The 24,674-nt window shown below is 70.8% G+C and carries 23 protein-coding genes; 12 read left to right on the top strand and 11 right to left on the bottom strand.

What is annotated here, in order from left to right; translation table 11 throughout:
- The first annotated feature begins 295 nt into the window (after positions 1-295).
- From ACWD4J_RS03485 to tyrS, 3 genes are all read left to right on the top strand, one after another.
- Positions 296-1,819 (top strand): TldD/PmbA family protein, encoded by a 1,524-nt coding sequence (locus tag ACWD4J_RS03485; RefSeq protein ID WP_451393559.1) that lies wholly within the window; start codon positions 296-298, stop codon positions 1,817-1,819.
- Positions 1,816-3,216, top strand: a complete 1,401-nt coding sequence (locus ACWD4J_RS03480; protein WP_451393558.1) for a metallopeptidase TldD-related protein — start codon at positions 1,816-1,818, stop codon at positions 3,214-3,216. Before ACWD4J_RS03485 ends, ACWD4J_RS03480 begins: the two co-directional genes overlap by 4 nt.
- A 79-nt stretch (positions 3,217-3,295) precedes the next feature.
- Entirely contained in the window at positions 3,296-4,564 is a 1,269-nt protein-coding gene (gene tyrS, locus ACWD4J_RS03475; protein WP_451393557.1) for a tyrosine--tRNA ligase, read from the top strand.
- Between the two features lie 100 nt (positions 4,565-4,664).
- Here the strand turns inward: tyrS and ACWD4J_RS03470 are convergent, their stop codons facing one another.
- Complete coding sequence (locus ACWD4J_RS03470; protein WP_451393556.1) at positions 4,665-4,937, bottom strand: GlsB/YeaQ/YmgE family stress response membrane protein; 273 nt, start codon at positions 4,935-4,937, stop codon at positions 4,665-4,667.
- A 244-nt stretch (positions 4,938-5,181) separates the two neighbouring features.
- Between ACWD4J_RS03470 and ACWD4J_RS03465 the strand changes: the two genes are divergently transcribed.
- Together ACWD4J_RS03465 and ACWD4J_RS03460 are read left to right on the top strand one after the other, a co-directional pair.
- Complete coding sequence (locus tag ACWD4J_RS03465; protein WP_451393555.1) at positions 5,182-5,619, top strand: DUF3099 domain-containing protein; 438 nt, start codon at positions 5,182-5,184, stop codon at positions 5,617-5,619.
- A 208-nt stretch (positions 5,620-5,827) separates the two neighbouring features.
- Positions 5,828-6,094, top strand: a complete 267-nt coding sequence (locus tag ACWD4J_RS03460) for a hypothetical protein (RefSeq protein ID WP_451393554.1) — start codon at positions 5,828-5,830, stop codon at positions 6,092-6,094.
- 3 nt (positions 6,095-6,097) lie between these two features.
- On the opposite strand, the gene moaA is transcribed toward ACWD4J_RS03460, so the two are convergent.
- From moaA to ACWD4J_RS03445, 3 genes are all read right to left on the bottom strand, one after another.
- On the bottom strand, positions 6,098-7,087 hold the full coding sequence (gene moaA, locus ACWD4J_RS03455) for a GTP 3',8-cyclase MoaA (RefSeq protein WP_451393553.1): 990 nt from the start codon (positions 7,085-7,087) through the stop codon (positions 6,098-6,100).
- 196 nt (positions 7,088-7,283) lie between these two features.
- Positions 7,284-8,915 (bottom strand): solute symporter family protein, encoded by a 1,632-nt coding sequence (locus tag ACWD4J_RS03450; RefSeq protein WP_451393552.1) that lies wholly within the window; start codon positions 8,913-8,915, stop codon positions 7,284-7,286.
- Positions 8,912-9,280 (bottom strand): DUF485 domain-containing protein, encoded by a 369-nt coding sequence (locus tag ACWD4J_RS03445; protein WP_451393551.1) that lies wholly within the window; start codon positions 9,278-9,280, stop codon positions 8,912-8,914. The genes ACWD4J_RS03450 and ACWD4J_RS03445 overlap by 4 nt, the downstream gene beginning before the upstream one ends.
- A gap of 356 nt (positions 9,281-9,636) precedes the next feature.
- On the opposite strand from ACWD4J_RS03445, the gene ACWD4J_RS03440 reads away from it, so the two are divergent.
- The 3 genes from ACWD4J_RS03440 (at position 9,637) to ACWD4J_RS03430 (ending at position 13,939) form a co-directional block, all read left to right on the top strand.
- Positions 9,637-11,190: a S8 family peptidase gene (locus ACWD4J_RS03440; protein ID WP_451393550.1), complete on the top strand. Its 1,554-nt coding sequence runs from the start codon at positions 9,637-9,639 to the stop codon at positions 11,188-11,190.
- A gap of 88 nt (positions 11,191-11,278) precedes the next feature.
- Complete coding sequence (locus ACWD4J_RS03435) at positions 11,279-12,733, top strand: CoA transferase (RefSeq protein WP_451393549.1); 1,455 nt, start codon at positions 11,279-11,281, stop codon at positions 12,731-12,733.
- A gap of 237 nt (positions 12,734-12,970) precedes the next feature.
- Positions 12,971-13,939 carry a CopD family protein gene (locus ACWD4J_RS03430; RefSeq protein ID WP_451393548.1) on the top strand — a complete coding sequence of 323 codons (969 nt, stop codon included), beginning with the start codon at positions 12,971-12,973 and terminating at the stop codon, positions 13,937-13,939.
- A 50-nt stretch (positions 13,940-13,989) separates the two neighbouring features.
- On the opposite strand, the gene ACWD4J_RS03425 is transcribed toward ACWD4J_RS03430, so the two are convergent.
- From ACWD4J_RS03425 to ACWD4J_RS03395, 7 genes are all read right to left on the bottom strand, one after another.
- A complete protein-coding gene (locus tag ACWD4J_RS03425; protein WP_451393547.1) occupies positions 13,990-15,033 on the bottom strand; it encodes a zinc-dependent alcohol dehydrogenase family protein in 1,044 nt (347 codons plus the stop codon).
- Positions 15,034-15,133: 100 nt separating this feature from the next.
- Positions 15,134-15,832 carry a lysoplasmalogenase gene (locus ACWD4J_RS03420; protein WP_451393630.1) on the bottom strand — a complete coding sequence of 233 codons (699 nt, stop codon included), beginning with the start codon at positions 15,830-15,832 and terminating at the stop codon, positions 15,134-15,136.
- Between the two features lie 29 nt (positions 15,833-15,861).
- Positions 15,862-16,773 carry a sterol desaturase family protein gene (locus ACWD4J_RS03415; protein ID WP_451393546.1) on the bottom strand — a complete coding sequence of 304 codons (912 nt, stop codon included), beginning with the start codon at positions 16,771-16,773 and terminating at the stop codon, positions 15,862-15,864.
- A 296-nt stretch (positions 16,774-17,069) separates the two neighbouring features.
- Positions 17,070-18,332 (bottom strand): amidohydrolase family protein, encoded by a 1,263-nt coding sequence (locus ACWD4J_RS03410; RefSeq protein ID WP_451393545.1) that lies wholly within the window; start codon positions 18,330-18,332, stop codon positions 17,070-17,072.
- On the bottom strand, positions 18,329-19,621 hold the full coding sequence (locus tag ACWD4J_RS03405) for an amidohydrolase family protein (RefSeq protein WP_451393544.1): 1,293 nt from the start codon (positions 19,619-19,621) through the stop codon (positions 18,329-18,331). The genes ACWD4J_RS03410 and ACWD4J_RS03405 overlap by 4 nt, the downstream gene beginning before the upstream one ends.
- Before the next feature lie 13 nt (positions 19,622-19,634).
- Positions 19,635-20,519, bottom strand: coding sequence for an SDR family NAD(P)-dependent oxidoreductase (locus tag ACWD4J_RS03400; protein ID WP_451393543.1), 885 nt, complete (start codon positions 20,517-20,519; stop codon positions 19,635-19,637).
- Entirely contained in the window at positions 20,519-21,328 is an 810-nt protein-coding gene (locus tag ACWD4J_RS03395) for an acetoacetate decarboxylase family protein (RefSeq protein ID WP_451393542.1), read from the bottom strand. The genes ACWD4J_RS03400 and ACWD4J_RS03395 overlap by 1 nt, the downstream gene beginning before the upstream one ends.
- A gap of 204 nt (positions 21,329-21,532) precedes the next feature.
- Here ACWD4J_RS03395 and ACWD4J_RS03390 point away from each other — a divergent pair, with 204 nt between their 5' ends.
- From ACWD4J_RS03390 to ACWD4J_RS03375, 4 genes are all read left to right on the top strand, one after another.
- The gene (locus tag ACWD4J_RS03390; RefSeq protein ID WP_451393541.1) at positions 21,533-22,159 is read left to right on the top strand and encodes a TetR/AcrR family transcriptional regulator; all 627 of its coding nucleotides are present in this window, start codon (positions 21,533-21,535) and stop codon (positions 22,157-22,159) included.
- A 239-nt stretch (positions 22,160-22,398) separates the two neighbouring features.
- Entirely contained in the window at positions 22,399-23,379 is a 981-nt protein-coding gene (locus ACWD4J_RS03385) for a DEDDh family exonuclease (protein WP_451393540.1), read from the top strand.
- An 83-nt stretch (positions 23,380-23,462) separates the two neighbouring features.
- Positions 23,463-23,696, top strand: a complete 234-nt coding sequence (locus ACWD4J_RS03380; protein WP_181659364.1) for a hypothetical protein — start codon at positions 23,463-23,465, stop codon at positions 23,694-23,696.
- Positions 23,697-23,845: 149 nt separating this feature from the next.
- A complete protein-coding gene (locus ACWD4J_RS03375; RefSeq protein WP_451393539.1) occupies positions 23,846-24,640 on the top strand; it encodes an SURF1 family cytochrome oxidase biogenesis protein in 795 nt (264 codons plus the stop codon).
- Positions 24,641-24,674 lie beyond the last annotated feature (34 nt).

Genomic DNA, 24,674 nt, shown 5'->3' with positions numbered 1-24,674 from the left:
TCACCCTTTCGATAGCGGGTCTGGTACCTCGAAAACCTATCGGTATCGACCCCCTCGCGGAGAATCGGCCACCCACAGTGGCTCGGGGTACACACTGTCGGGTCCCTACAGAATCGGCGCCGCGTCCCCACGGAATCACCCGGCGGAGGCACCCGCTCTCGGTCCGCCGCGGGCAGCGGGCCGAGAGCGGGGCCGAAGCCGGGCCGCGACCTGGGAAAGTCCAGCGCCCGGCGGCCGTGTGTCGTGCTTCACTTCGGACTGGCAAACGGAGGGTACGAGGGAAGGAAGGCCACCCGTGGCCCATGACATTGACCAGTCGTTCCTCGCGCTGCCGCTGAGGGCTCTCGCCGATGCGGCGCTCGCCCGGGCGCGGGCGCTCGGAGCGGAGCATGCGGACTTCCGCTTCGAGCGGGTGCGCAGCGCGTCGTGGCGACTGCGTGACGCGAAACCGTCGGGGTCGGCGGACAGCACGGATCTGGGCTATGCGGTCCGGGTGGTGCACGGCGGCACCTGGGGGTTCGCGTCGGGCGTGGATCTGACGATGGACGCCGCGGCCAAGGTGGCCGGCCAGGCCGTGGCGATGGCGAAGCTGTCGGCCCAGGTGATCGCGGCCGCAGGGTCCGACGAGCGGGTGGAGCTCGCCGGCGAGCCCGTGCACAGCGAGAAGACCTGGGTCTCCGCGTACGAGATCGACCCCTTCTCCGTACCGGACGAGGAGAAGACCGGGCTGCTCGGCGCCTGGAGCGAGCGGCTGCTGGCGTCCGACGCGGTTGCGCACGTCGACGCCTCGCTGCTCACCGTGCACGAGAACAAGTTCTACGCGGACACGGCGGGGACGGTCACGACGCAGCAGCGCGTGCGGCTGCATCCGCAGCTCACGGCGGTCGCGGTGGACGAGTCGAGCGGCGAGTTCGACTCGATGCGCACGCTGGCGCCGCCGGTCGGGCGCGGCTGGGAGTACCTGACGGGCACCGGCTGGGACTGGGACGGCGAGCTCGCCGAGATCCCCGAGCTGCTCGCCGAGAAGATGCGCGCGCCGAGCGTCGAGGCGGGCGTGTACGACCTGGTCGTCGACCCGTCCAATCTGTGGCTGACCATCCACGAGTCCATCGGGCACGCGACGGAGCTGGACCGGGCGCTCGGCTACGAGGCCGCCTACGCCGGGACGTCCTTCGCCACCTTCGACCAGCTCGGCAAGTTGAAGTACGGCTCCGAGATCATGAACGTGACGGGCGACCGAACCGCCGAGCACGGGCTCGCCACCGTCGGATACGACGACGAGGGCGTGGCCGCGCAGTCCTGGGACCTGGTGAAGGACGGCACGCTCGTCGGCTACCAGCTGGACCGGCGCATCGCGAAGCTGACCGGCTTCGAACGGTCCAACGGCTGCGCGTACGCCGACTCCCCCGGCCACGTGCCCGTGCAGCGGATGGCGAACGTGTCGCTGCAGCCGGATCCGGGAGGGCTGTCGACGGAGGATCTGATCGGCGGGGTCGACCGCGGGATCTACGTCGTCGGCGACCGGTCCTGGTCCATCGACATGCAGCGCTACAACTTCCAGTTCACCGGGCAGCGGTTCTTCAGGATCGAGAACGGGCGGCTCGCCGGGCAGCTCCGCGATGTCGCCTACCAGGCGACGACCACCGACTTCTGGGGCTCGATGGCCGCGGTCGGCGGCCCGCAGACGTATGTCCTGGGCGGCGCCTTCAACTGCGGCAAGGCCCAGCCGGGCCAGGTCGCGGCCGTCTCGCACGGCTGCCCGTCGGCCCTCTTCAAGGGCGTGAACATTCTGAACACGACGCAGGAGGCCGGTCGATGAGCACGACGACGCGTACGAACAAGCCGCACGAGGTCGTCGAGCGCGCCCTCGACCTGTCCCGCGCCGACGGCTGCGTCGTGATCGCCGACGAGTACTCGACCGCGAACCTGCGCTGGGCGGGGAACGCGCTGACGACGAACGGCGTCACGCGCGGCCGTGCCCTCACCGTCATCGCGACCGTGGACGGCAAGGAGGGGACGGCGTCGGGCGTCGTCTCACGGTCGGCCGTCACCGCGGACGAGCTCGAGCCGTTGGTGCGCGCCGCCGAGGCCGCAGCCCGGGCAGCGGGCCCCGCCGAGGACGCGCAGCCGCTCGTCGAGGGTGTCCCCGCCTCGCCGGACTTCACGGACGCGCCCGCCGAGACGTCGTCGGCGGTCTTCGCGGACTTCGCCCCGGCACTCGGCGAGGCCTTCGCGCGGGCCCGTGCGGGCGGCCGCGAGCTGTACGGGTTCGCCAACCACGAGCTCGTGTCCAGCTACCTCGGTACGTCGACGGGGCTGCGGCTGCGGCACGACCAGCCGAACGGGACGCTGGAGCTGAACGCCAAGTCGCCGGACCGCATCCGCTCGGCCTGGGCGGGCCGTTCCACCCGGGACTTCAAGGACGTCGACCCGGGCGCCATGGATGAGGAACTCGCCACACGACTGCGCTGGGCCGAACGGCGCCTGGACCTGCCCGCGGGCCGCTACGAGACGCTGCTGCCTCCGACCGCCGTGGCCGACCTGCTGATCTACCAGATGTGGTCGTCGTCGGGGCGGGACGCCGCCGAGGGGCGGACGGTCTTCAGCAAGCCGGGCGGCGGCACGCGACTCGGTGAGAAGCTGTCCGAGCTGCCGCTGACCCTGCGCAGCGACCCGAAGGAGCCAGGACTCGAATCCTCCCCCTTCGTCCTCGCGCACTCCTCCGGCGACGACGCCTCCGCCTTCGACAACGGGCTGCCGCTGTCCGCCACCGACTGGATCCGGGAGGGCACGCTGGCTCACCTCGTCACGACGAGGCACAGCGCGGGCCTCACCGGACTGCCGGTGGCACCGGGGATCGGCAATCTGATCCTGGACGGCGGCGGCGACCGCTCGCTGGAGGAGATGGTTGTTTCGACCGAACGCGGGCTGCTGCTGACCTGCCTCTGGTACATCCGCGAGGTCGACCCGGCCACGCTGCTGCTCACCGGACTGACCCGGGACGGCGTCTACCTCGTCGAGAACGGCGAGGTCACGGGCCAGGTGAACAACTTCCGGTTCAACGAGTCGCCGGTCGACCTGCTGGGCCGGGCGGTGGAAGCCGGCCGTACGGAAAAGACACTGCCGCGGGAATGGAGCGATTATTTCACCCGGGCCGCGATGCCCGCCCTGCGCGTGCCGGACTTCAACATGAGCTCGGTGAGTCAGGGCGTGTGACCCCCATAGACTTGCGGGGAGCGGGTCCACACCGTTCACACATTCCACCTGTTTGAACCGTTCAAGGAGACAAGCAACCGTGACGGACATCGTCGACGAGCTGAAGTGGCGGGGGCTTTTCGCCCTGTCCACTGACGAGGACGCTCTGCGCAAGGCGCTCGCGAACGGTCCCGTCACCTTCTATTGCGGTTTCGACCCGACGGCGCCGTCGTTGCACGTGGGGCACCTGGTGCAGGTGCTCACCGTGCGCCGGCTCCAGCAGGCCGGCCACCGGCCGCTGGCGCTGGTCGGCGGTGCCACGGGGCTGATCGGCGACCCGCGCCCGACCGCGGAGCGCACGCTGAACGACCCGGAGACGGTCGCCGGCTGGGTCGGCAAGCTGCGCTCCCAGATCGAGCCGTTCCTGTCCTTCGAGGGCGAGAACGCGGCCGTCATGGTCAACAACCTCGACTGGACCGCCGGTCTGTCCGCGATCGAGTTCCTGCGCGACATCGGCAAGCACTTCCGCGTCAACAAGATGCTGACCAAGGACTCCGTCGCCCGGCGCCTGGAGTCCGACCAGGGCATCAGCTACACGGAGTTCAGCTACCAGATCCTGCAGGGCATGGACTTCCTGCAGCTGTACCGGCGGTACGGCTGCACGCTCCAGCAGGGCGGCAGCGACCAGTGGGGCAACCTCACAGCGGGTCTGGACCTGATCCACAAGCTGGAGCCGCACGCCGGCGTGCACGCGCTGGCGACGCCGCTGATGACCAAGGCGGACGGCACCAAGTTCGGCAAGACCGAGGGCGGGGCCGTCTGGCTCGACCCGGAGATGACGACGCCGTACGCGTTCTACCAGTTCTGGCTGAACGTGGACGACCGGGACATCTCGACGTACATGCGGATCCTGTCCTTCAAGTCCCGCGAAGAGCTGGAGGAGCTGGAGAAGCAGACGGAGGAGCGTCCGCAGGCCCGGGCCGCCCAGCGTGCGCTGGCCGAGGAGCTGACGACGCTGGTGCACGGCGCCGACCAGACGGCGGCGGTCATCGCGGCGTCCAAGGCCCTCTTCGGCCAGGGTGAGCTGGGCGAGCTGGACGAGGCCACGCTGAGCGCGGCCCTCTCCGAGCTGCCGCAGGCGAAGGTCTCCGAGCTGGGCCCGGTCGTGGACCTGCTCGCGGACACCGGCCTGGTACCGAGCAAGTCCGCCGCCCGCCGCACCGTCAAGGAGGGCGGGGCCTACGTGAACAACGTCAAGGTCGTCGGCGAGGACGCCGTGGTGGCGTCCGAGGAGCTGCTGCACGGCCGCTGGCTGGTGCTGCGCCGGGGCAAGAAGAACCTGGCGGCCGTCGAGGTCACGGGGGGCTGACCAGCCGGAAGTCTCCCGGCCGGGTACGCCGAAGGGGGCGGTTCCGCCATCGTGCGGAGCCGCCCCCTTCGGCGTACCGGCTCGGCAGCCGGTACGCGCCTCACGCTTTCCGCCTCCCGCGGAGCGATACGTACACCATGTCTCCGAGCCCCACGATGACCAGCGCCGCGACGAGCTGCAGAGCATGCCGGCCCCAGTCGATGCCCCTGGTCTCGGCGATGCCGAAGGACGCGGCCAGCGCGTTGCCGATGACGCCGCCGATGATGCCGAAGACAGTGGTCAGCCACAGCGGGCTGTGCTGCTTGCCGGGCAGGATCGCCTTGGCCAGCAAACCGAGTACGAATCCCACGATGATCGCCCACAACCAGCCCATGACGCCTCCTCGTGCGGCTTGACGCGAGCCTGCACCCAGTCTCGGACGGTCGGCCATACGGCGCATGTCGGCGGCACCGTACGGCAGACGGCCCGGCGAACCCGCCCAGGCGGGACCGGGGCCCGGTGTCGAACCCGGCGCATCCGCGGCGTAACGTGGAGTGTGTTCGGACCGGGCTCCGGCCGGATCGGTCAGGTCCGGGCCGGGGGAGAGTCCTTACACAGCACTCAGGCGGTGGAACACGATGCGGAAGCAGAGCGGGGGCCAGGTCTTCCGGATCACAGCGGCCAGGCAGGGGCTCGCGGACGATGTGCGGGCGCGCCAGCGCCGGTATGTCATCTCGATGTCGATCCGTACGGTCTCGGTGATCCTCGCCGCAGTGCTGTGGAACGTGGAACGGCACGTCGCCATCGTGGCTCTTGTGCTCGGCCTTGTCCTCCCCTATATCGCCGTGGTGATCGCCAATGCGGGCCGCGAGAACGCCCCGTCGCTTCCTTCGTCCGTGATCCTCGCGCCACCCCGGCCGATGATCGCTCCGCCTCAGCAGGACGCCTCCGCGGGATCCACGGAATCCGTCCCGGAAGACGCCACCGATGCCGCCGGCACCGCGGGCGCCGCCTCCAGCAGTGTCGCCGGTGACACACACGGCCAGTCCGGTGACGCGGCGCGGGACCAGAGCTGATCACGGGAATTCCGCAAAGCCCAAGAAAAGCTCAGATCAATCATGACGATCCGGTGCCGGGCGCCGGGTCCTCCGTGACATACTTCCTACGCGCTCCGCATCCCCCGTCGGAGCGACAGACCGACGCCGGGCAGCTCCCCCCGTGGCTGCTCGGCGTCGCCTTTTGTGTGTGCCATGACCGTGTCAGCGACGCGTTAGGGTCGAGGTCGTGAACGCCCCCGACTTCTCCTTTCCGCTCCCCTCCACACCGGAGTCCCCGGAGTCCCCGATCTGTTCCGCAAAGGGCTGCCGCGCCGCCGCGGTATGGGTCCTGGCCTGGAACAACCCGAAGGTCCATACACCGGAGCGCCGCAAGACCTGGCTCGCGTGCGAGGAACACCGCGAGCATCTGTCGAAGTTCCTCGGGATACGCGGCTTCCTCAAGGACGTGGTGACGCTCGAGGAGTGGGAAGAGCCGGAGGAACAGGACGGCTGAGGCTCAGCCGCCGATCGCCGACATCGGCCGCTCCGGCTGGAGGAACGTGGGGTCGTCGAGCCCCGAGCCCGCCTTCTTGCCCCACATCGCCAGCTTCCATATGCGGGCGATCTCCTCGTCGGACGCGTCCGAGCGCAGTGCTCCCCGCAGGTCCGTCTCCTCGGTGGCGAACAGGCAGGTGCGCACCTGGCCGTCGGCGGTGAGCCGGGTGCGGTCGCAGGCCGCGCAGAACGGGCGGGTGACGGAGGCGATGACGCCGACGCGGTGCGGGCCGCCGTCGACGATCCACCGCTCGGCGGGTGCCGAACCGCGCTCCTCCGCCCCTTCGGGGGTGAGCTCGAAGCGCCTGCGCAGCGACTGCAGGATGTCGCCCGCGGTGATCATGCCCTCGCGCTTCCAGCCGTGCTGGGCGTCCAGCGGCATCTGCTCGATGAAGCGCAGCTCGTAGTCGTTCTCGATGGCCCAGGCGAGGAGCTCCGGGGCCTCGTCGTCGTTGAGCCCGGGCATCAGCACGGTGTTGACCTTGACCGGGTCGAGACCGGCCGCGCGGGCTGCTTCGAGGCCCGCCAGCACGTCGTGGTGGCGGTCGCGGCGGGTGAGGGTCTTGAAGACGTCCGGGCGGAGGGTGTCCAGTGAGACGTTGACCCGGTCGAGGCCCGCGTCCTTCAGCGCCTTCGCCGTGCGGCCGAGGCCGATGCCGTTCGTCGTGAGGGACATCTGGGGGCGCGGCTCCAGCCGGGCGACACGGTCGACGATGCCGACCAGACCAGGGCGCAGCAGCGGCTCGCCGCCGGTGAAACGGACCTCGGTGATGCCGAGCCGGGTGACGGCTATCCGGATGAGGCGGACGATCTCGTCGTCGGTGAGCAGAGTGGACTTCGACAGCCACTGAAGGCCCTCTTCGGGCATGCAATAGGCGCAGCGCAGATTGCACCGGTCGGTCAGCGACACGCGTAGGTCGGTGGCCACGCGGCCATAGGTGTCGATGAGCACGTCGGCCCCTCCCTGGTCCGGATCACTCAGTCACCTGCGAGCCTACGTGACGGGACCGACATCGACACCCGCCTGATCACCACGAGGAACGGCGCGGCCGCGTCGCGGAGACCCACCATGGGCTCCACGACGCGGCCGTACGCGCTCGGCTCCGCACGCGCGCGAGGTCGATCAGCGCAGTCGGCGGGGCACCGGCTCAGTGCGCCCCGGTGCCCGTCAGCGACCGCACCTCCAGCTCGGCGTACTTGGCGGAGTCCGCCGCCTCCTTGGACAGGACGGTGCCGAGCCAGCCGAGCAGGAAGCCCACCGGGATCGAGATGATGCCCGGGTTCTCCAGCGGGAACCAGTGGAAGTCGACGCCCTTGAACATCGACGTCTTCGGGTTGCCGGAGACGACCGGCGAGAACAGCACCAGGACGACGGCCGTGGTCAGACCGCCGTAGATCGACCACAGCGCGCCCTGGGTGGTGAACCGCTTCCAGAAGAGGCTGTAGAGGATCGTCGGCAGGTTGGCGGACGCGGCGACCGCGAACGCGAGGGCGACCAGGCCGGCCACGTTCAGGTCGCGGGCGAGCGCGCCCAGGCCGATGGAGACGACGCCGATCGCGACCGTCGCGTAGCGGGCAGCGTTGACCTCCTCCTTCTCGGTGGCCTGGCCCTTCCTGATGACGTTGGCGTAGATGTCGTGCGCGAACGACGAGGACGAGGCCAGGGTCAGCCCCGCGACGACCGCGAGGATCGTGGCGAACGCGACCGCGGAGATGGTGGCCAGCAGGACGGCGCCCCAGGTCGAGTCGACGCCGCCGAGGTGCAGGGCGAGCAGCGGCGCCGCCGTGTTGCCCGCCGGGTTGGAGGCGATGATCTCGTCCGGCTTGATGAGGGCGGCGGCGCCGAAGCCGAGCGCGATGGTCATCAGGTAGAAGCCGCCGATGATGCCGATCGCCCAGATCACGGACTTACGGGCGGCCTTGGCGGTCGGCACCGTGTAGAAGCGGATCAGGATGTGCGGCAGACCCGCGGTGCCGAGGACCAGCGCGATGCCCAGCGAGATGAAGTCCAGCTTGGACGTGGCCGTGGCACCGTACTTGAGTCCAGGCTCCAGGAACGCCGCGCCCTTGCCGCTGTTGTCGGCCGCCCTGCCGAGCAGTTCGGAGACGTTGAAGTTGAACTTGAGGAGCACCAGGAACGTGATGAGGATCGTGCCGGTGATGAGCAGCACGGCCTTCACCATCTGGACCCACGTGGTCCCCTTCATGCCGCCGATCGAGACGTACACGATCATCAGGACGCCGACGAGCGCGACGATGCCGACCTTGCCCGCGTCGCTGGTGATGCCGAGCAGCAGCGAGACGAGCACACCGGCGCCCGCCATCTGGGCGAGCAGGTAGAAGATCGAGACGACGATCGTGGAGGTGCCGGCGGCGGTGCGCACCGGGCGCTGGCGCATCCGGTAGGCGAGCACGTCGCCCATGGTGTAGCGGCCGGAGTTGCGCAGCGGCTCGGCGACCAGGAGCAGCGCCACCAGCCAGGCGACGAGGAAGCCGATCGAGTACAGGAACCCGTCGTAGCCGAAGAGGGCGATGGCGCCGGCGATGCCGAGGAACGAGGCGGCGGACATGTAGTCGCCGGAGACGGCGAGTCCGTTCTGGAAGCCGGTGAACTGGCGGCCGCCGGCGTAGAAGTCGGCGGCGTCCCTGGTCTGCCGTCCCGCCCACACGGTGATGACGAGGGTCGCGACGACGAAGCACGCGAACAGGGTGATGATCAGCGGCCGGTGCTCGCTCGCCTCACCCGCTGCGAGCTGGACCTGTGCGACTGCGGGGCTCATGCGCCGCCCTCCATCCGGGACTTGATGGCCTCGGCCTTCGGGTCGAGCTTGGCCGCGGCGTGGCGGGCGTACCACCAGGCGATCAGGAACGTGGTGAGGAACTGGGCGAGGCCCAGCACGAGGGCGACGTTGATGTTGCCGAAGAGCTTGGTGCCCATGAAGCCGCCCGCGTAGTTGGACAGCAGCACGTACACCAGGTACCAGGCGATGAACGCGATGGTGAGCGGGAAGGCGAAGGAGCGGTACGAGCGGCGCAGTTCGCCGAACTCCGCACTCTCCTGCACCTCGATGAAGTCCTCCGCCGAGGGTGTTGCGGAACTGGTTGCCGGGCCGTCCTTCGAAGGCGGCAGTGCATCGGTAGCCACGGAGTCTCCTCGCGATGCGGGTGCGGTGGTGGTCTGGGACTTGGTCGGGTTCTGAGTCGGGTACTGATCGGACATGTGCTGTTGTCTGACGTCGTGTGATGTGGATCACGAGGCCACGTGCGGATACATACCCATGGCCCGGAGCGTGACCCGGCCGGGAGCTCGATGGTGCTGACACCCCCCGTCCAACGTCACGGCGGCGCGCGCGGCTCGGTTCAACCGACTTCATTTCTTTCGAAAGTCGTTGCTGGCCAGGGACGACGGGGGATAGCTTCGCCCTGAACCATCGTCATGTACCTGCCCGAGCGCCATCTGTGTTCGGGCAGTTCACGTTTCCCGGATGATGTGGAGATCCCATGGCTCATCTGCGTTCCAGACGACCCGGACGCCCAGGCCGCCGAAGGACCGCTGCTCTCGCCGTGCCGATCGGCATCGCGCTCACGGCGTCCTTCGGGCTGATGCCGGGCGTCGCGACGGCCGTGACGTCCGCCCCTTCGACCGCCGCGGCCGCGGAGAGCCCGGCCTACGCGTACGTCGTCAACACCTCGACGGACCACGCGACGATCGAGTCGGTGAAGAAGGCGATCGCCAAGGCCGACGGCACGGTGGTCATCGCGTACGAGAAGATCGGCGTCATCGTCGTCCACTCGGCCAACCCGGACTTCGGCAAGCAGATGCGCGCGGTGCGCGGGGTGCAGTCGGCGGGGGCGACCCGGACGGCGCCGCTGACGGCGGCGGGGACCACGGAGGCCGGAGCCCCCCAGTACATATCGGCCGCCCAGGCCGCCAAGGCCGAGGCGCAGGCCGCGGGCTCGGATGCCGAGCCGCTCGAGGCCGAGCAGTGGGATCTGCGGGCGATCGGCGCCGACAAGGCCGCGAAGATCAACCCCGGCAGCAAGGACGTCACCGTCGCCGTGATCGACACCGGCGTCGACGACACCCACCCGGACATCGCCCCGAACTTCTCCGCCTCGCAGTCCGCGAACTGCGTGAGCGGCAAGCCCGACACGACGTACGGCGCCTGGCGGCCTGTGGACGCCGACCACTACCACGGCACGCATGTGGCGGGCGAGATCGCCGCGGCCCGCAACGGCGTCGGTGTCGCGGGCGTCGCACCCGGCGTCAAGGTCGCCGGCATCACGGTGGCCCAGCCGGACGAGAACCAGCTGTTCTTCCCGGAGAGCGTGGTCTGCGCCTTCGTGTTCGCCGCCGACCACGGCGTCGAGATCACCAACAACAGCTACTACGTGGACCCGTGGCTGTACAACTGCATGGACGACCCCGACCAGCGGGCCATCGTCGACGCGGTCAACCGGGCGCAGCTGTACGCCCAGAAGAAGGGCACGCTGAATGTGGCGGCCGCGGGCAACTCCAACGACGACCTCGCCTCGGACGCGATCGTCGACGACTCGAGTCCCGACGACTCGACCCCCGTCACCCGCACCATCGACCCGAGCGAGTGCTTCGACGTGCCGACGCAGCTGCCCGGCGTGGTCACCGTCAGCGCCGTGGGTGTCAAGAACCTCAAGTCGTACTACTCCACGTACGGCGAGGGCGTCATCGACATCGCCGCGCCGGGCGGCGACAAGTACCAGATTCCGGACACCCCGTCGGCGAACGGCCGCATCCTCTCCACGATGCCGAACGGCGAGTACGCCTATCTGCAGGGCACCTCGATGGCGTCGCCGCACGCGGCCGGTGTCGCCGCTCTGCTGAAGTCCACGCATCCGAACGCCACTCCGGCGCAGCTCCAGGCGCTGCTGAAGGCGCAGGCAGACAACCCGGGCTGCCCGGCCGAGCCGTACGACCCGGACGGCAACGGCACCGTGGACGCGACCTGCGAGGGCGGCGCGCGCGTGAACGGCTTCTACGGCTTCGGGGTCGTCGATGCTCTGAAGGCGGTCAAGTAGCGATCACATAGCAAGGTACCGAGGGCCGTTCGGTTGAGTTGATCACACCGGACGGCCCTCACTGGTGCCCGTACGGCATAGTGCGTGCATGACGCATTCGGATTTGGGTGACGTGGGCGGCTTGGGTGGTACGCGCGTGGCATGGGCCGCGCTCGGCGGGGATCCGGGGCTGCTCGACCGTGTCTCGCACGTCGTCCGCGAGGGGGCGCTGCCCGCGCGGCTTCCCGTCATCGAGCTCGCGCGCGCCTGTGTGGGAGCGTGTGGGCTGGCCGCCGCCGAGCTCACGGCGCGCCGCACGGGGCGGCCCGTGCCCGATGTGCGGGTCGACGACGGCGCTGTGGCCACGGCGTTCGTGAGCGAGCGGCATCTGCTCGTGGACGGCAGGGCCCCGGTCAACTTCGCGCCACTGTCCCGGTTCTGGCGTACGGCGGACGGCTGGGTGCGGACACACGCGAACTATCCGCATCACCGGGAGCGGTTGCTCGCCGCGCTGGGGCTGGCGGACGGCGAGGACGCGGTCGAGCGGGTGGCCGCGGCCCTGGCGGAGCGGCGCGCGATCGAGGTGGAGGACACGGTGTACCTTGCCGGGGGCCTCGCCGTCGCGCTGCGCACCCCCGAGGAGTGGGCCGCCCATCCGCAGGGCACCGCCGCGGCCGGGCAGCCGCTGCTCAGGCGGGAGTCGATCGGCGAGCCGGATACTTCCATGAGCCGCCGGCCGGGAGCCCGTCGGCTGCCGGAGCTGTCCGGCGATCCGCTGCTGCCCGCGGCCGGGCTGCGCGTCCTCGACCTCACCCGCGTCATCTCGGGCCCGGTGGCGACTCGCACCCTCGGCCTGCTGGGTGCCGACGTGCTGCGCGTGGACTCTCCCCAGCTGCCCGAACTCCCCGACCAGCACGCCGACACCGGCTTCGGCAAGCGCTCCACCACGCTCGATCTGACCGCGCACGCCGACCGCCGCACCTTCGAGGACCTGCTCGCCGAGGCCGATGTCGTCGTCACCGGCTACCGGCCCGGCGCGCTGGACCGGCTCGAGCTCTCTCCCGAGGCGCTGGCCGAGCGGCGGCCGGGCATCGTGGTCGCGCAGGTGTCGGCCTGGGGTGACTACGGGCCATGGGGCGAGCGGCGGGGCTTCGACAGCCTGGTGCAGGTCGCCACCGGCATCGCGGCTCTGGAGGGGTCCACCGAACGGCCGGGGGCGCTGCCCGCCCAGGCGCTGGACCACGGCACCGGCTATCTGCTGGCCGCGGCGGTGCTCCGCTCCGTCACCGAGCAACTGGACGGTGCCGGCGCGACGTCCGTCCGGCTGGCCCTCACGCAGACCGCGCAGTGGCTGGTGCACCGGCTCGCCGACGATGCGGGGCAGTGGACCGCCGCGGACGCTGCCGCGTACGACGCGGAGAACCCCGCGCAGTGGCTCGCCGTCACGCAGAGCCCGCTGGGGCGGCTGCGGCACGCGCTGCCGCCGGTCTCCTTCCGCGGCGGACCGGACAACTGGGCGCAGGCGCCGAGCTGTTGGGGCGAGGACGCTCCCAAGTGGGGCTGAACTGCCGCCTGCAGGCTGCCGGGGCGAGGCGACATCTGTACGTGGTAATCCGTACCGTACTGACCGTCGTATAACCGGAATGCCGTTGAACCAGTTGTCCTAGTGGAGTTGCCCCGGTCTGCGGCGACTGGCGAAGCTCTTGCAGTGAGCTCCATACGACCGGACGCCGGCCCGAACGGCGAAAGACCTGTCCGAGAGGCGCCCGCGCCCGCCTCTTCCCCTGCTCCCGCTGCTCCCGTGCGGCGGGAGACCGCAGGGCGGGCCGTCGCGGTGCTCGTCCTGGTGACCGCCGCGGCGCTGGTGCCGCTGCTCGGGCCGTCGGCCGCCCTGCACGGCACCGGGGAGGCCGCGGCACCCGGTGCCGGAGGGATCGGACTGCTCCGTATGGTCCTGTTCGCCGCGCTGTGTGTGCAGGTGGGCGAGGCGTTCGGGGGATGGCTGGCCCGGCGGGTGCCGGGAGCACCACTGGAGTCGTCACCGCGCAGTTGGGCGCCCTTCGCGGCGGGTGCGGGGTGCGTGGCGGCGCTGGGGCTCGCCTCAGTCGTGTCCACCGGGAACCTGGTGCCGCACCGGCTGTCCGAGATGGACATCGGCGGGCTGTACCAGACACGTGACGGTGCGGTCGCGCTGCTGGAGTTCAACGCGTTCCTCGTCGCCGGACTGTGCGCACGCTCGCGCCGGCCCTCGACGCAGTTGCTGCCGCTCGCCGCGGTCATCATCGCCGAGGCCCTGCGCGCGCACCCCACGACGGAGGACACCCCGCTCGTCGGCTCGGGCCTGACCCTCGTCCATCTGACGTGCGCGGCCCTGTGGGCGGGTGGGCTGCTGCACGTGCTGCGCCGCACACGGCTGTGGCGTCGGACGGCACCCGCGGCAGGCACCGCGCTTCTCGGGCTGTACGCGCGCGTGGCGATCGTTCTGCTAGCCGCCATCACGGCGACGGGGCTGTGGAGCACACTGCGGCGGATGCCGCCCTCCACGGTCCTCGACCAGCTGGTGACGACGGCCTACGGGCGCACCCTCCTGGCGAAGGTGCTCCTCGTGGCCGTCGTCTCCGCTCTCGCGCTGACCGCCAGACGCCGCCTGAGGCGGTCCGCCGACCGGTGCGGCGCGTACGTCCCCGCGCGCGTGGAGGTGGCCGTACTCGGCCTGGTCGTGGCCGTGTCGGCGCTGCTCACGGCATTGCCGCTGCCGATCCGCTGGTAGTGCCCGGCGGTGGCACCACCTGGTTCACGGCGGTGTCACCCCATGGGTTGTCACAGAGCGACGAGAACCTTGAGCGCGGCGCGCTCGTCCATCGCCTTGTAGCCGCCCGGCACGCCCTCCAGGCCGACGGTGAGATCGAAGACCGGCGACGGGTCGATGGTGCCGTCGAGGACGTCGGGCAGCAGCTCGGGGATGTACGCGCGCACGGGCGCGACGCCGCCGCGCAGGGCGATGTTCCGGTCGAACATCACGCTCAGGTCCAGGCCCGTACCGCTGCCGTGCGGAACGCCGACGAACCCGATGGCGCCGCCGTCCCGGGCGATGTTCACGGCCGTCCGCATGGACTGCTCGGTGCCCACCGCCTCGACGACCGCGTGCGCGCCCTGGCCGCGGGTGAGTTCGCGCACCGCCTCCACGGCCGCGTCGCCGCGCTCGGCGACGACGTCCGTGGCGCCGAAGCGGCGCGCGATGTCCGTACGGTCCTGGTGGCGGCCCAGCGCGATGACGCGCTCGGCACCGAGCCGCTTGGCGGCCAGCACGGCGCAGAGGCCGACCGCGCCGTCCCCGACCACGGCGACGGTGGCGCCGGGCCTGGCGCCCGCGCCCAGCGCGGCGTGGTGGCCGGTCCCCATCACATCGGAGAGCGTGAGGAGAGCCGACAGCAGACGTTCGTCCGACGCGGCGTCCGAGGGCAGCTGGACGAGGGTGCCGTCCGCGTACGGCACGCGCACGGCCTCGCCCTGTCCGCCGTCGTAACCGACGGAACCCCAGAATCCGCCGTGTTCGCAGGACGTCGTCAGGCCCTCCTGGCAGTAGTCGCAGACGCCGTCGGACCACATGAACGGCGCCACGACGAGGTCCCCGCGCCTGACGCGGGTCACCTCCGCCCCGGCGTCCTCCACGATGCCGAGGAACTCGTGTCCGATCCGCTGACCGGCCTCGCGAGCGGCCTCGCCGCGGTACGCCCACAGATCGCTGCCGCAGATGCAGGCGCGCAGCACCCGGACGACGGCGTCGGTGGGCAGCTGCACCACGGGCTCGGGCACATCCTCCACGCGCATGTCGTACGGGGCGTGGATGGTGGTGGCGCGCATGTCCGGTTCCTCTGACTCTTCACGATCTACCTGATCAAGGGGTGGCTGATCAGGACGTTTCCGATCAGCTTATGTCTGATCAGGGGCTGATGTTGCTGGTTCACCGTACGCCGGTGCCAGGGCGGGCCGCCTGCCGTGGACGTGGAGCGCGGCGTGCTGCGTGGGCGTGGAGCACCGCGCGGGTGAGCAGGTACTGCGCCACGAGATAGGTGCCCATGATCCATAGATCGGGGCGCGGGAGCTGCGGCCACTCGGCGACACCGGTCGCGATGAGTGTGTCGGACAGGAGGAAGAGCGCTCCCCCGATGCCGGCCGTGAGCCCGAGCCGGCCGGCACCGTACGCCATGGCCGTCAGCAGCAGGCTGTACCCGGCGACGGGCCCGCGCAGTTCGTTCGGCAGGTCACGCCACAGCAGTGCGACGGTGCACGCGAGCACGACGCCGTACGCGAGCGGCACCCAGGCGGCACGCGCGCGTGCGCTGAAGGGCACATGCCGTCCGAACGGCACGAGCCTCTCGGCAGACGCGAGCCTCCCGAAGAGCACCAGGTAGCAGCCGTGCCCGGCGGCGAACGCCGCCATCCCGGCGAGGAACGCCGGATCGGCCTCGGACAGCAACAGCGTGTCGCCGGCCCACCCGCACAACAGCGCCCCGACCAGGAGCCGTGGCGCGCCGCGCGCGGCCGCATGGGCCGCGAGCAACGGCATGAGGAGCGGCTTGACGGCGGTGTGGGCCGTGTCGGCCCCGGCGGTCAGGGCGACGAGATCGGCGACCGCCGCGAGTGCGAAGGCCCACAGCATCGCGTGGGCAGCCCGCTCACGGCGGCCGTTCACGCAGCGCCCTCCCCGGCCGCCTGCCGCTCACACGTGCCCTCTCCGGCCGTCCGGCGCCCGGCCCCGGACGGCACGGGCCCCGCCGGCTGCCACCCCGGACCGCGGAACACGTGTCCCGCACGCTCACGCCAACTGCCCGCCGCGCGGAGGTCCTTGGCGATGGCGACGTACTCGTGCGTGGCCACGCGCAGCGGGTTGTAGGTCGCGATGTTCTTGGTCAGTCCGTAGACGGGCCGCTCGGTCTCCGGCACGAAGCTGCCGAACAGCCGGTCCCAGACGATCAGGATGCCGCCGAAGTTGCGGTCCAGGTAGCCGCCCTGGGAGGCGTGGTGGACGCGGTGGTGCGACGGCGTGTTGAAGACGAACTCGACGGCGTGGGGCAGCTTGCCGATGCGTTCGGTGTGGATCCAGAACTGGTACACGAGGCTCACCGACGAGCAGAACGCGAGCGCCGCCGGGTGCACGCCGAGCGCGATCAGCGGCAGGTAGAACGGCCAGACCGTCCACGTCGTCCAGGGCTGCCGGAGCGCGGTCGTGAGGTTGAACCTCCGGCTGGAGTGGTGGACGACGTGGCAGGCCCACAGGACCCGCACGACGTGGTGGCCGCGGTGCGACCAGTAGTAGAAGAAGTCCTGCCCGAGCAGCATCAGCGGGACCGTCCACCACAGCACGGGCACCCGCAGGGGCGTGAGCTCGTACACCGCCGTGTAGATCGCGACGATCGGGATCTTCCACAGGAAGTCGAAGACAAGGCTGCCGAGCCCCATCGTGACACTGGTGGCGGCGTCCTTGGCCGCGTATCCCGCGGCGTCCTCGTCGGGATGGAGACGGACGCTCACCATCTCGACGACGGTGAGCAGGACGAAGGCCGGTATGGACCACAGCACGACATCGGGCAGGTTCGGCATGGAGGCACCGTAGAGGCCGGAGTGTGTGGCGGCCAGACCTCGTTACCGACAAGTATTACCGGCGGTACGGCCCCACTTCTTGGCGGCTTCAGCCATTGATCTCCAGGCCGTTCTCGGGGTCGGCCTTCCGGCGCGGAAGAGTTCGGGATGGTCACCCGGTGTCGCCGAGTGCACCCTTACGTGGCCTCGCCGTGCGGAGAACCGCTACTGGGCGTAGCGTCACCTGCGGGTGCCTGATCGCTCACCCGGGAGCCTCTGCCCTCGGGTGAGCGATCGGCCATGCGCACACCGCACCATCACCAGACGCGGACCGATCCCCCGGTCGCGAACACCGGGCTGGTGGCGTCGGCAGGCGGTTCCTTCAGCGGTTCGGCCAGCTCGCCCACGGTCGGGCCGGCCCTCTCCGCGATCGGCCGGAGGAGGTCCAGGTCGAAGCCGTAGACGCGGGCCGCGTTGCCGCCCACCATCGCCGCGATCTCGTCGCGCGGAAGACCCGCGTACGCGAACCGCAGGCCCTCCCGGGAGTACGGAAACGTCCCTTCGTCGTGCGGGTAGTCGCTGCCCCACATGATCTTGTCGAGGCCGATGCGGTCGCGCAGCGGTACCTCGTGGGGCCGCATGAAGCTCGCGCCCACGAAGCAGTTCTCCCGCCAGACCTCGCTCGGGCCCTTGCCCATAGATTCGGCGAGGCCCGCACCGAACTTGGACTCCGCGGTGGACGCGCGCGTGGCCGCCGCGACCAGCCGCCCGTGGTAGTAGTCCAGCATGTCGAGCACGCCCGGGATCCAGCCCGAGCCCTGCTCGGTGAGGACCAGTCTCAGCTCCGGATGACGGCGGAACGCCCCGCCGAACACCAGGTGCCACAGCGCCCGGTGTGAGAACCACGTCGTCTCGACCATGAAGACGGCGCGCGCGGCCGGTTCGTCGCCGAGCGGCGGGGATGCGGAGCCCGCGTGGTGGTTGACGGGCACGCCGAGCTCGGCGCAGACCGCCCAGATCGGGTCGTACGCCTCGGAGTACAGCTCGGGCAGGCCCGATCCCGGAGGGGTGCCGGGCAGGAGCAGACCGCCCTTGAGACCCGCGTCCGCCGCCCAGCGGATCTCCTTCACCGCCTCGTCGACGTCGCCCAGAAGGATCTGGAAGACGCCTGCGCGGCGGCCGGGCGCGGCCGCGCAGAAGTCGGCGAGCCAGCGGTTGTGGGCCCGCAAGCCCGCCCAGCGCTGCTCGAACTCCTCTGTGGTCGGCGCGGGGGCCGTCAGCGCGGCGGACGGGAAGAACGGCGGGATGGTGTTGGGATAGACGACCTCGGCGACGATGCCGTCCCGCTCCAGCTCGGCCAGGCGCAGGTCCGAGTCCCAGTTCCGGTCGGCGGAGTCGGCGAGCAGGTCCTCGTACGGATTGACGTAGCCGGCCGCCCAGGCGTCGAACGCGTCGTGGTGCCGGGACTCCAGGTACGGCTTGTAGTCGAGGAGGTCGGCGCCCGCGTGGCAGTCGGCGGAGATGACCGTGTAGCGGTCGGTCCTGGCCGTCACGGGGTCTCGGTCGGTCGTGGTCGTCACGGGGTCACCCCCAGGGCCGGGAAGTCGTGGTCGGTCAGCCAGTGGCGGCCGACCTCGCGCGAACGCGCCCAGGACGCCTCGACGGCCGTCTGGTCGGCCGACTGGCCCAGTTCGGCCGGTGTCGGTCCGATGCGGCGGGCCAGCGGGGTCAGCTTCTGGACGTCGAAGCCGAACACCTCCGCCGCGGCCAGGCCGAGGATCCGGCGGGTCTCCGCCACGGGGATGTCGTGGAAGGTTTTCGCGAGCCACGCGCGCGTGTCGGGCCAGGTGCCCTCGGGGTGCGGGAAATCGCTGCCCCAGAGGATGTTGTCGACGCCGATCTCGTAGCGCTGGGCGAGTTCACGGCGCTTGGTGTTGGTGGCGCAGACGAAGACCTGCCGGTCCAGGTACTCGTGCGGGGGCCGCTTCAGCTCGGCGAACGGGGAGAGCTTCTTGCCGCCGTGCGCGCCGAGGTAGAGGCGGTCCATGAACCACAGCAGGTTAGGCAGCCACCAGCAGCCCGACTCGGCGACACCGAACCTCAGCCGGGGGTGCCGCTCGAAGACTCCCGACCAGAGCAGGAACCACAGCGGCCGGGCGGGCCACCAGGTCACCTCGCTCACGAAGATGCCCAGATGGTCGCCGTACTCGTGGCGCGGCGCCGCTCCCGAGTGGGTGACCACCGGCATCCCGCACTCGGCGGCCGCGGCCCACACGGGGTCGTAACGCCGGTCGTGGTAGGGCTCCTTGTCGACCCACATGGAGGGGATCATGAGGGCGCCGAGTCCGGAATCCTTGGCGCGGTGGATCTCGGCCACGACCTTGCCGGGGTCGGCTGTGACCGGCAGCAGGGCGACACCGCAGTGCCGGTCCGGGTTCTCGGAGACGAAGTCGGCGAGCCAGCGGTTGTGGGCCAGCGCGCCCGCCATGCCCAGCTCGGGGTCCTGGTCGCCGGAGAGACCGAGGCCCACGCCGAAGGGCGCGGCGGTCTGGCTGTCGACGGCGTCGGCATCCGGGAAGACCACCTCCGCCGCCACCCCGTCGCCGTCGAGCTCCTTGAGCCGCTGGGCGGTGTCCCAACCGCCACGCAGCCCTTCCTCGTTGTCCTGGAACCACTTGTTCGCGAACGCCTCGTTGCGTATGCCGAGGCGTGTCATCTCCTCGCGGCGCGCGTCCCGCCCCGCGAGGAAGTCGTCGAAGTCCCGGTGGAAGCGGGCGTCCAGATAGGGCCGGTACTCCTCGGTGGGGAGCCCGGCGTGGCAGTCGGAGGAGATGATCAGGTACGGGTCGTTCCCGTGCGGGTCCGTCATGGCGGCTCCCTCGTCAGTCCAGGATGAAGCTCTCGAGATACGACGGGGCGGCGCGGTCGAGCATCGACTGCGACCTCGCCCGGATCTGCCGGTCGCTGTGCTCGCTCGGCGGCAGCAGCCAGAAGCGGTCATCCCTGATGCCGTCGGCCACCAGGTCCGCGACCTCCTCCACCGGCGTGAACTGCACCTCGTGCCCCGCTTCCCGCATCGCCGCCTCCCACTGGTCGAGGCTTCGGTACGGGGTCCTGCGGGGCTTCTCCTTCGCGTACCGGGCGGGCCTGTTGCGGTGCGACTCCCACAGGCCGGTGCGCAGCATGTGCGGGCCGGGGAAGAGCACCGAGGCCCCCACGCGCGCGTGCTCCGCCTTCAGATGGGCGTACAGCGACTCGGTCATCGTCACGACGGCCGCCTTGGTGACCGCGTACACGGATGCGGTGGGCAGCGGGGCGATGCCGCCGTCGCCCGACGAGGTGTTGACGACGTGTCCCGGCTCGCCCGCCGCCAGCATGCGGGGCACGAACGCCTGGATGCCGTGGAAGACGCCCCACACGTTGACGGCGAAGGCCCACTTCCAGTCGTTCGGGTCGTGCTCCCACATCCGGCCCTCGGCACCCGAGCCGACGCCCGCGTTGTTGCACAGCACGTGGACGGCGCCGAAGGCGTCGTACGCCGCGTCCGCCAGGGCCATCACCTGCTCGCGCTCGCCGACGTCGACCACGCGCGCGTGCACCTGCGCCCCGTCCTCGCGCAGCCCGGCGGCCGCCTTCTCGAGGGCGCTCTCCTCGACGTCCGCGAGGACCACCTTGAGGCCGTCCGCCGCGAAGCGCCGCGCCATGGCCAGCCCGATACCGCTCGCCGCGCCCGTGACGACGGCGACCTGTCCTGCCCGCAGCTCCATCAGGCACTCCCCCGTCCCGGCCCGTCCGGCGGGCCGTCCAGGACGTGCGCCGGATCGTCGTAGCGCTGATGGATGTACGGCAGCAGCGCCTGCGCGCTCACCCGCTCGGCGACCCTGCCCTTCTGGTCGCTGGTCTTCTCGCCGATGGTGATCTCGACGAGCCGGCGGACGGGAAGATCGGCGACGGGGTCGTACATCGATTCGCGCAGCACGACGTCGCCGCTGATCTGCTCCAGCTTGCGCACCTTCTCGTTGCGCAGGCAGTGCACCAGCACCGGATCGCCCTCGAGGCCCGAGCCGTCGACCGCGGGAAGGAACTTGAAGTAGAAGTCGGTCTTCTGGGCGGGCTCCGGAACCGGCAGCGCCCCGCTCACCGCGCCGCGCACCTCGACGAACGCGATGCCGTGCCGCGCCAGCGACGCCCGTACGACGAGGCCGTCCCGCTCGACCGTCACCTCGCCCAGCTTCTTCGGCTCGCCGAAGACCTCCCGGCCGCCGACGAGGGCCCGCTCGTGGGTCATCGGCATGACCAGCGGATACCAGCCCTCGACGCCGTCGTGCGCGGCGGCGACGGCCACCGATCCGGCGCCCAGCGGATAGCCCGGCAGCTCGACCTTGCTGATGTTCGCCCGCACCAGGGGGCGCCCGGTGGGCTTGAGCGGCGGCGGCAGCACGGCCGCCACCGCGTCCGGGTCGCTCTCCCAGACGGCCACCACGCCGGTTGACCAGATGTCGGGCAGTGCGGAGTTCGCGGTGCGCGCGGCGGCGATCTCCGCCTCGGTCCGCGCGCCGTACCGTACGCGTGCCATGTGGTACCACCCTTTCGTCGACTCTGACGTGCCGGGGGCCCGGCGGCTCGGCCGCTGATGTCACCGCTCGCCGGCGGCGGTCCGGCAGCGACCTGTAACACAGTTACAGCGGACGCCGATGAAGGTAAAGAGGCGTGCACGGCGACGACTTGGCCGGCGAGCGCCCAGGGGACTCAGGGGCGTTCAGGGGACTTGGGGGCACTCATGGCGAGACCGTCACTCAGCCGCGACGAGGTCCTGGACGCCGCCGCGAAGCTGGTGAAACAGCAGGGCCCGGCGGCTCTGACGATGCGCAAGCTCGCGGCCGAACTCGGCACGGCGGTCACCTCGATCTACTGGCACGTGGGCAACCGCGAGTCCCTCCTCGACGCCCTCGTCGAGCGCACCGTCGCCGACCTCGGCGAGCTGCGCCCCACCGGGCGTACCCCGGCGCAGCGCATCGCCTCCGTGGCCCGCGCACTGCGCTGCCGGCTGCGCGACCATCCGCATCTCGTGGCGATGGTGCACGAACGCGGCCTGACCGAGCAGATGTTCCTGCCCGCCCAGGAGGCGCTGGCGCGGGAGGTGCATGCGGCGGGCCTGCACGGGGCGCGCGCCGCCGAGGTGGTACGGGCCGTGCAGTTCCACGTCGTGGGCCACGTCCTGGTCGAGCGCAACCGCGAGCGCGCACCCGTGCAGCGACCCGGCGAGGAGGAGCTGTGGAGCGCGCGCACGGCGGACGGCGATCCGGCGCTGGCCCGCGCATTGGCCGCGACCGTCGACACGGAGAAGCTGTTCGCCATGTCCGTACGGGCACTGGTGACGGGGCTGCTCGAAGCACGGCCCCGCTGAGCCGCCAGCCGCAGACCCGCAGACCCGCAGAGCGACGACTGCAGCGGCCGTCAGTTCGACCGCCATCCCGGCCGCCACCTCAGTCGCCACCTCGGCCGCCAACTCGTACAAATGGGGCGGACCAGAGAGCGCGGTACCCAACCCGGTCTGTCAACAGACCGATGGGACATACCCCGTCGAGAGCTGCCGGTCACGGCCCGTACGAGCACTGTCGGTCGGGGCCCGTATCCTCAGTGACCATGCTCGAAGACCTCACGACCGCAGCGCCCGCGGGTCCATGGCCGGCCGCGTATCCCAAGGGGTACGCGGTCGTCGACGTGGAGACCACCGGCCTCGCCCGGGACGACCGGATAATCTCGGCCGCCGTCTACCGGCTGGATGAGCGCGGCGAGGTCGAGGACCACTGGTACACGACGGTCAACCCCGAGCGCGACCCGGGACCGGTGTGGATCCACGGCCTGACGAGTGACGCGTTGTCGGACTCGCCGCTCTTCACGGACATCGCCGAGGAGTTCGCGGACCGGCTCGCCGACCGTGTCCTCGTCGCGCACAACGCCGCCTTCGACTGGTCGATGATCGCCCGGGAGTACGCGCGTACGAAGCGCACCGCTCCGGTGCGTCAGCGCCTGTGCACCATCGCGCTCTCCAAGGAGCTGGGGCTGCCCCTGCCCAACTACAAGCTGGAGACGCTGGCCGCGCACTTCGGCGTCGTACAGCAGCGCGCACACCATGCGCTGGACGACGCGCGCGTGCTCGCCGAGGCGTTCCGGCCGAGCCTGCACGCCGCCGCGCGTGACGGGGTGCGGTTGCCGCTACTGGAGTGCCGGCCCCTCACCGAGTGGTCGGACGGCCCGGCCACCCCGCGGATCGGCCGTCAGCCCTCCTATGGCGGTGGCAGTTGGCGGCCCTCGCGGAAGCGGCCGCCGTGCCCTTATCCCAACCCGGGCCGGTACGAACCGGGCAATCCCCTCAAACAAGGCATGCGTGTGGCGTTCTCGGGCGACACATCCGTCGAGCGCGAACTGCTCGAGGACCGCGCGGTCGAGGCCGGACTGCATGTCGCGACGAGCCTGTCCCGGCTCACCAGCCTGCTCGTCACGAACGACCCGGACTCCGGCACCTCCAAGACCGCGAAGGCGAAGCAGTTCGGCACGCCGGTCGTGGACGAGGCCGCCTTCGGGCAGCTCCTCCATGACGTGGCCCCGGCGTCAGAGGGGTGATGGCAGGGGCGACCGGGTGATTGCCCGACGACTCGCCCACGGATGGCTCGCAGCTGCCGCCGCGGCACCCCACCCTGTGGCGCATGGCACGTTGTGAGGTCTGCGGAAACGACTACGGCATGTCGTTCGAGGTGCACGCGCAGGGCGCGGTGCACGTCTTCGACTGCTTCGCGTGCGCCATCCACCGCATGGCGCCCCTGTGTGAACACTGCCGGGTCCAGATCATCGGCCAGGGAGTCGAGGTCGACGGCCACTGGTTCTGCGGGGCCCACTGCTCCCGCGCGGAGGGGAAGGTGGGAATCGTCGACAAGGTTTGAACGGCGAACGCGAACGACGAGGTGTGAGCACCGGGAACGCACCGGGACGCAGAGAGCGCACTGGTACGCGGAGAGCGCACCGGGGTACGCGGCCCCCTACGGGAGACCCACCCGTAGGGGGCCGATCGGTGCCAGGTACCGTCAATGGGGTGTACCGCTTCCTGTTGTCCCGGCAGTGGGTGATCCTCACCCTCGTGACCCTGGCGCTCATCCCCACGATGGTCGAACTGGGCTTCTGGCAGCTGCACCGGCACGAGCACCGTGTCGCGCAGAACAAGTTGATCTCCGACGCGCTCTCCGCGAAGCCTGAGCCGGTGGAGCAGCTCACCTCGCCGGGGCACACCGTGCCCCACTCCGAGCTGTACCGGCGCGTGACGGCGACCGGGACGTACGACACCGCGCACGAGGTCGTCGTGCGGCGCCGCACCAACTCCGACGACGAGGTCGGCTTCCACGTCCTGACCCCCTTGGTCCTCGAGGACGGCCGGGTGCTCCTGGTCAACCGCGGCTGGATCCCCGCGAACGGGCCGCAGACCGCCTTCCCGAAGATCCCCGCCCCCGCGAAGGGCGAGGTCACCGTCACCGGTCGGCTCATGGCCGACGAGACGACCGCCGAGAGCGGCATCAAGAACATCAAGGGGCTGCCCGACCGGCAGATCATGCTGATCAGCAGCAGGCAGCAGGCGCTGAGCCTCGGTGGCAGGCAGGTGCTGGGCGGCTACATCGAGCAGGTGACGCCCGAGCCCAAGGGCGACAGCCCCGAGCTGATTCCGGAGCCCGATCACAGCAGCATCGGGCCGCACATGGCGTATGCCGTTCAGTGGTGGTTGTTTGCCGCCGGCGTGCCGGTCGGGTGGGTGGTTCTTGTTCGCCGGGAGCGGCGGGATCGGGCCGAGGCGGCCGCCTCTCAGGCGGCGGAGGCGCCGGCGCCCGCCACCGTGTAGCCGCTGGGGCTTCGCCCCCAGACCCCCTTGTCGT

It is taken from the genome of Streptomyces sp. NPDC002577, from assembly GCF_053594815.1.
This window is presented reverse-complemented; position numbering and strand designations above follow the sequence as displayed.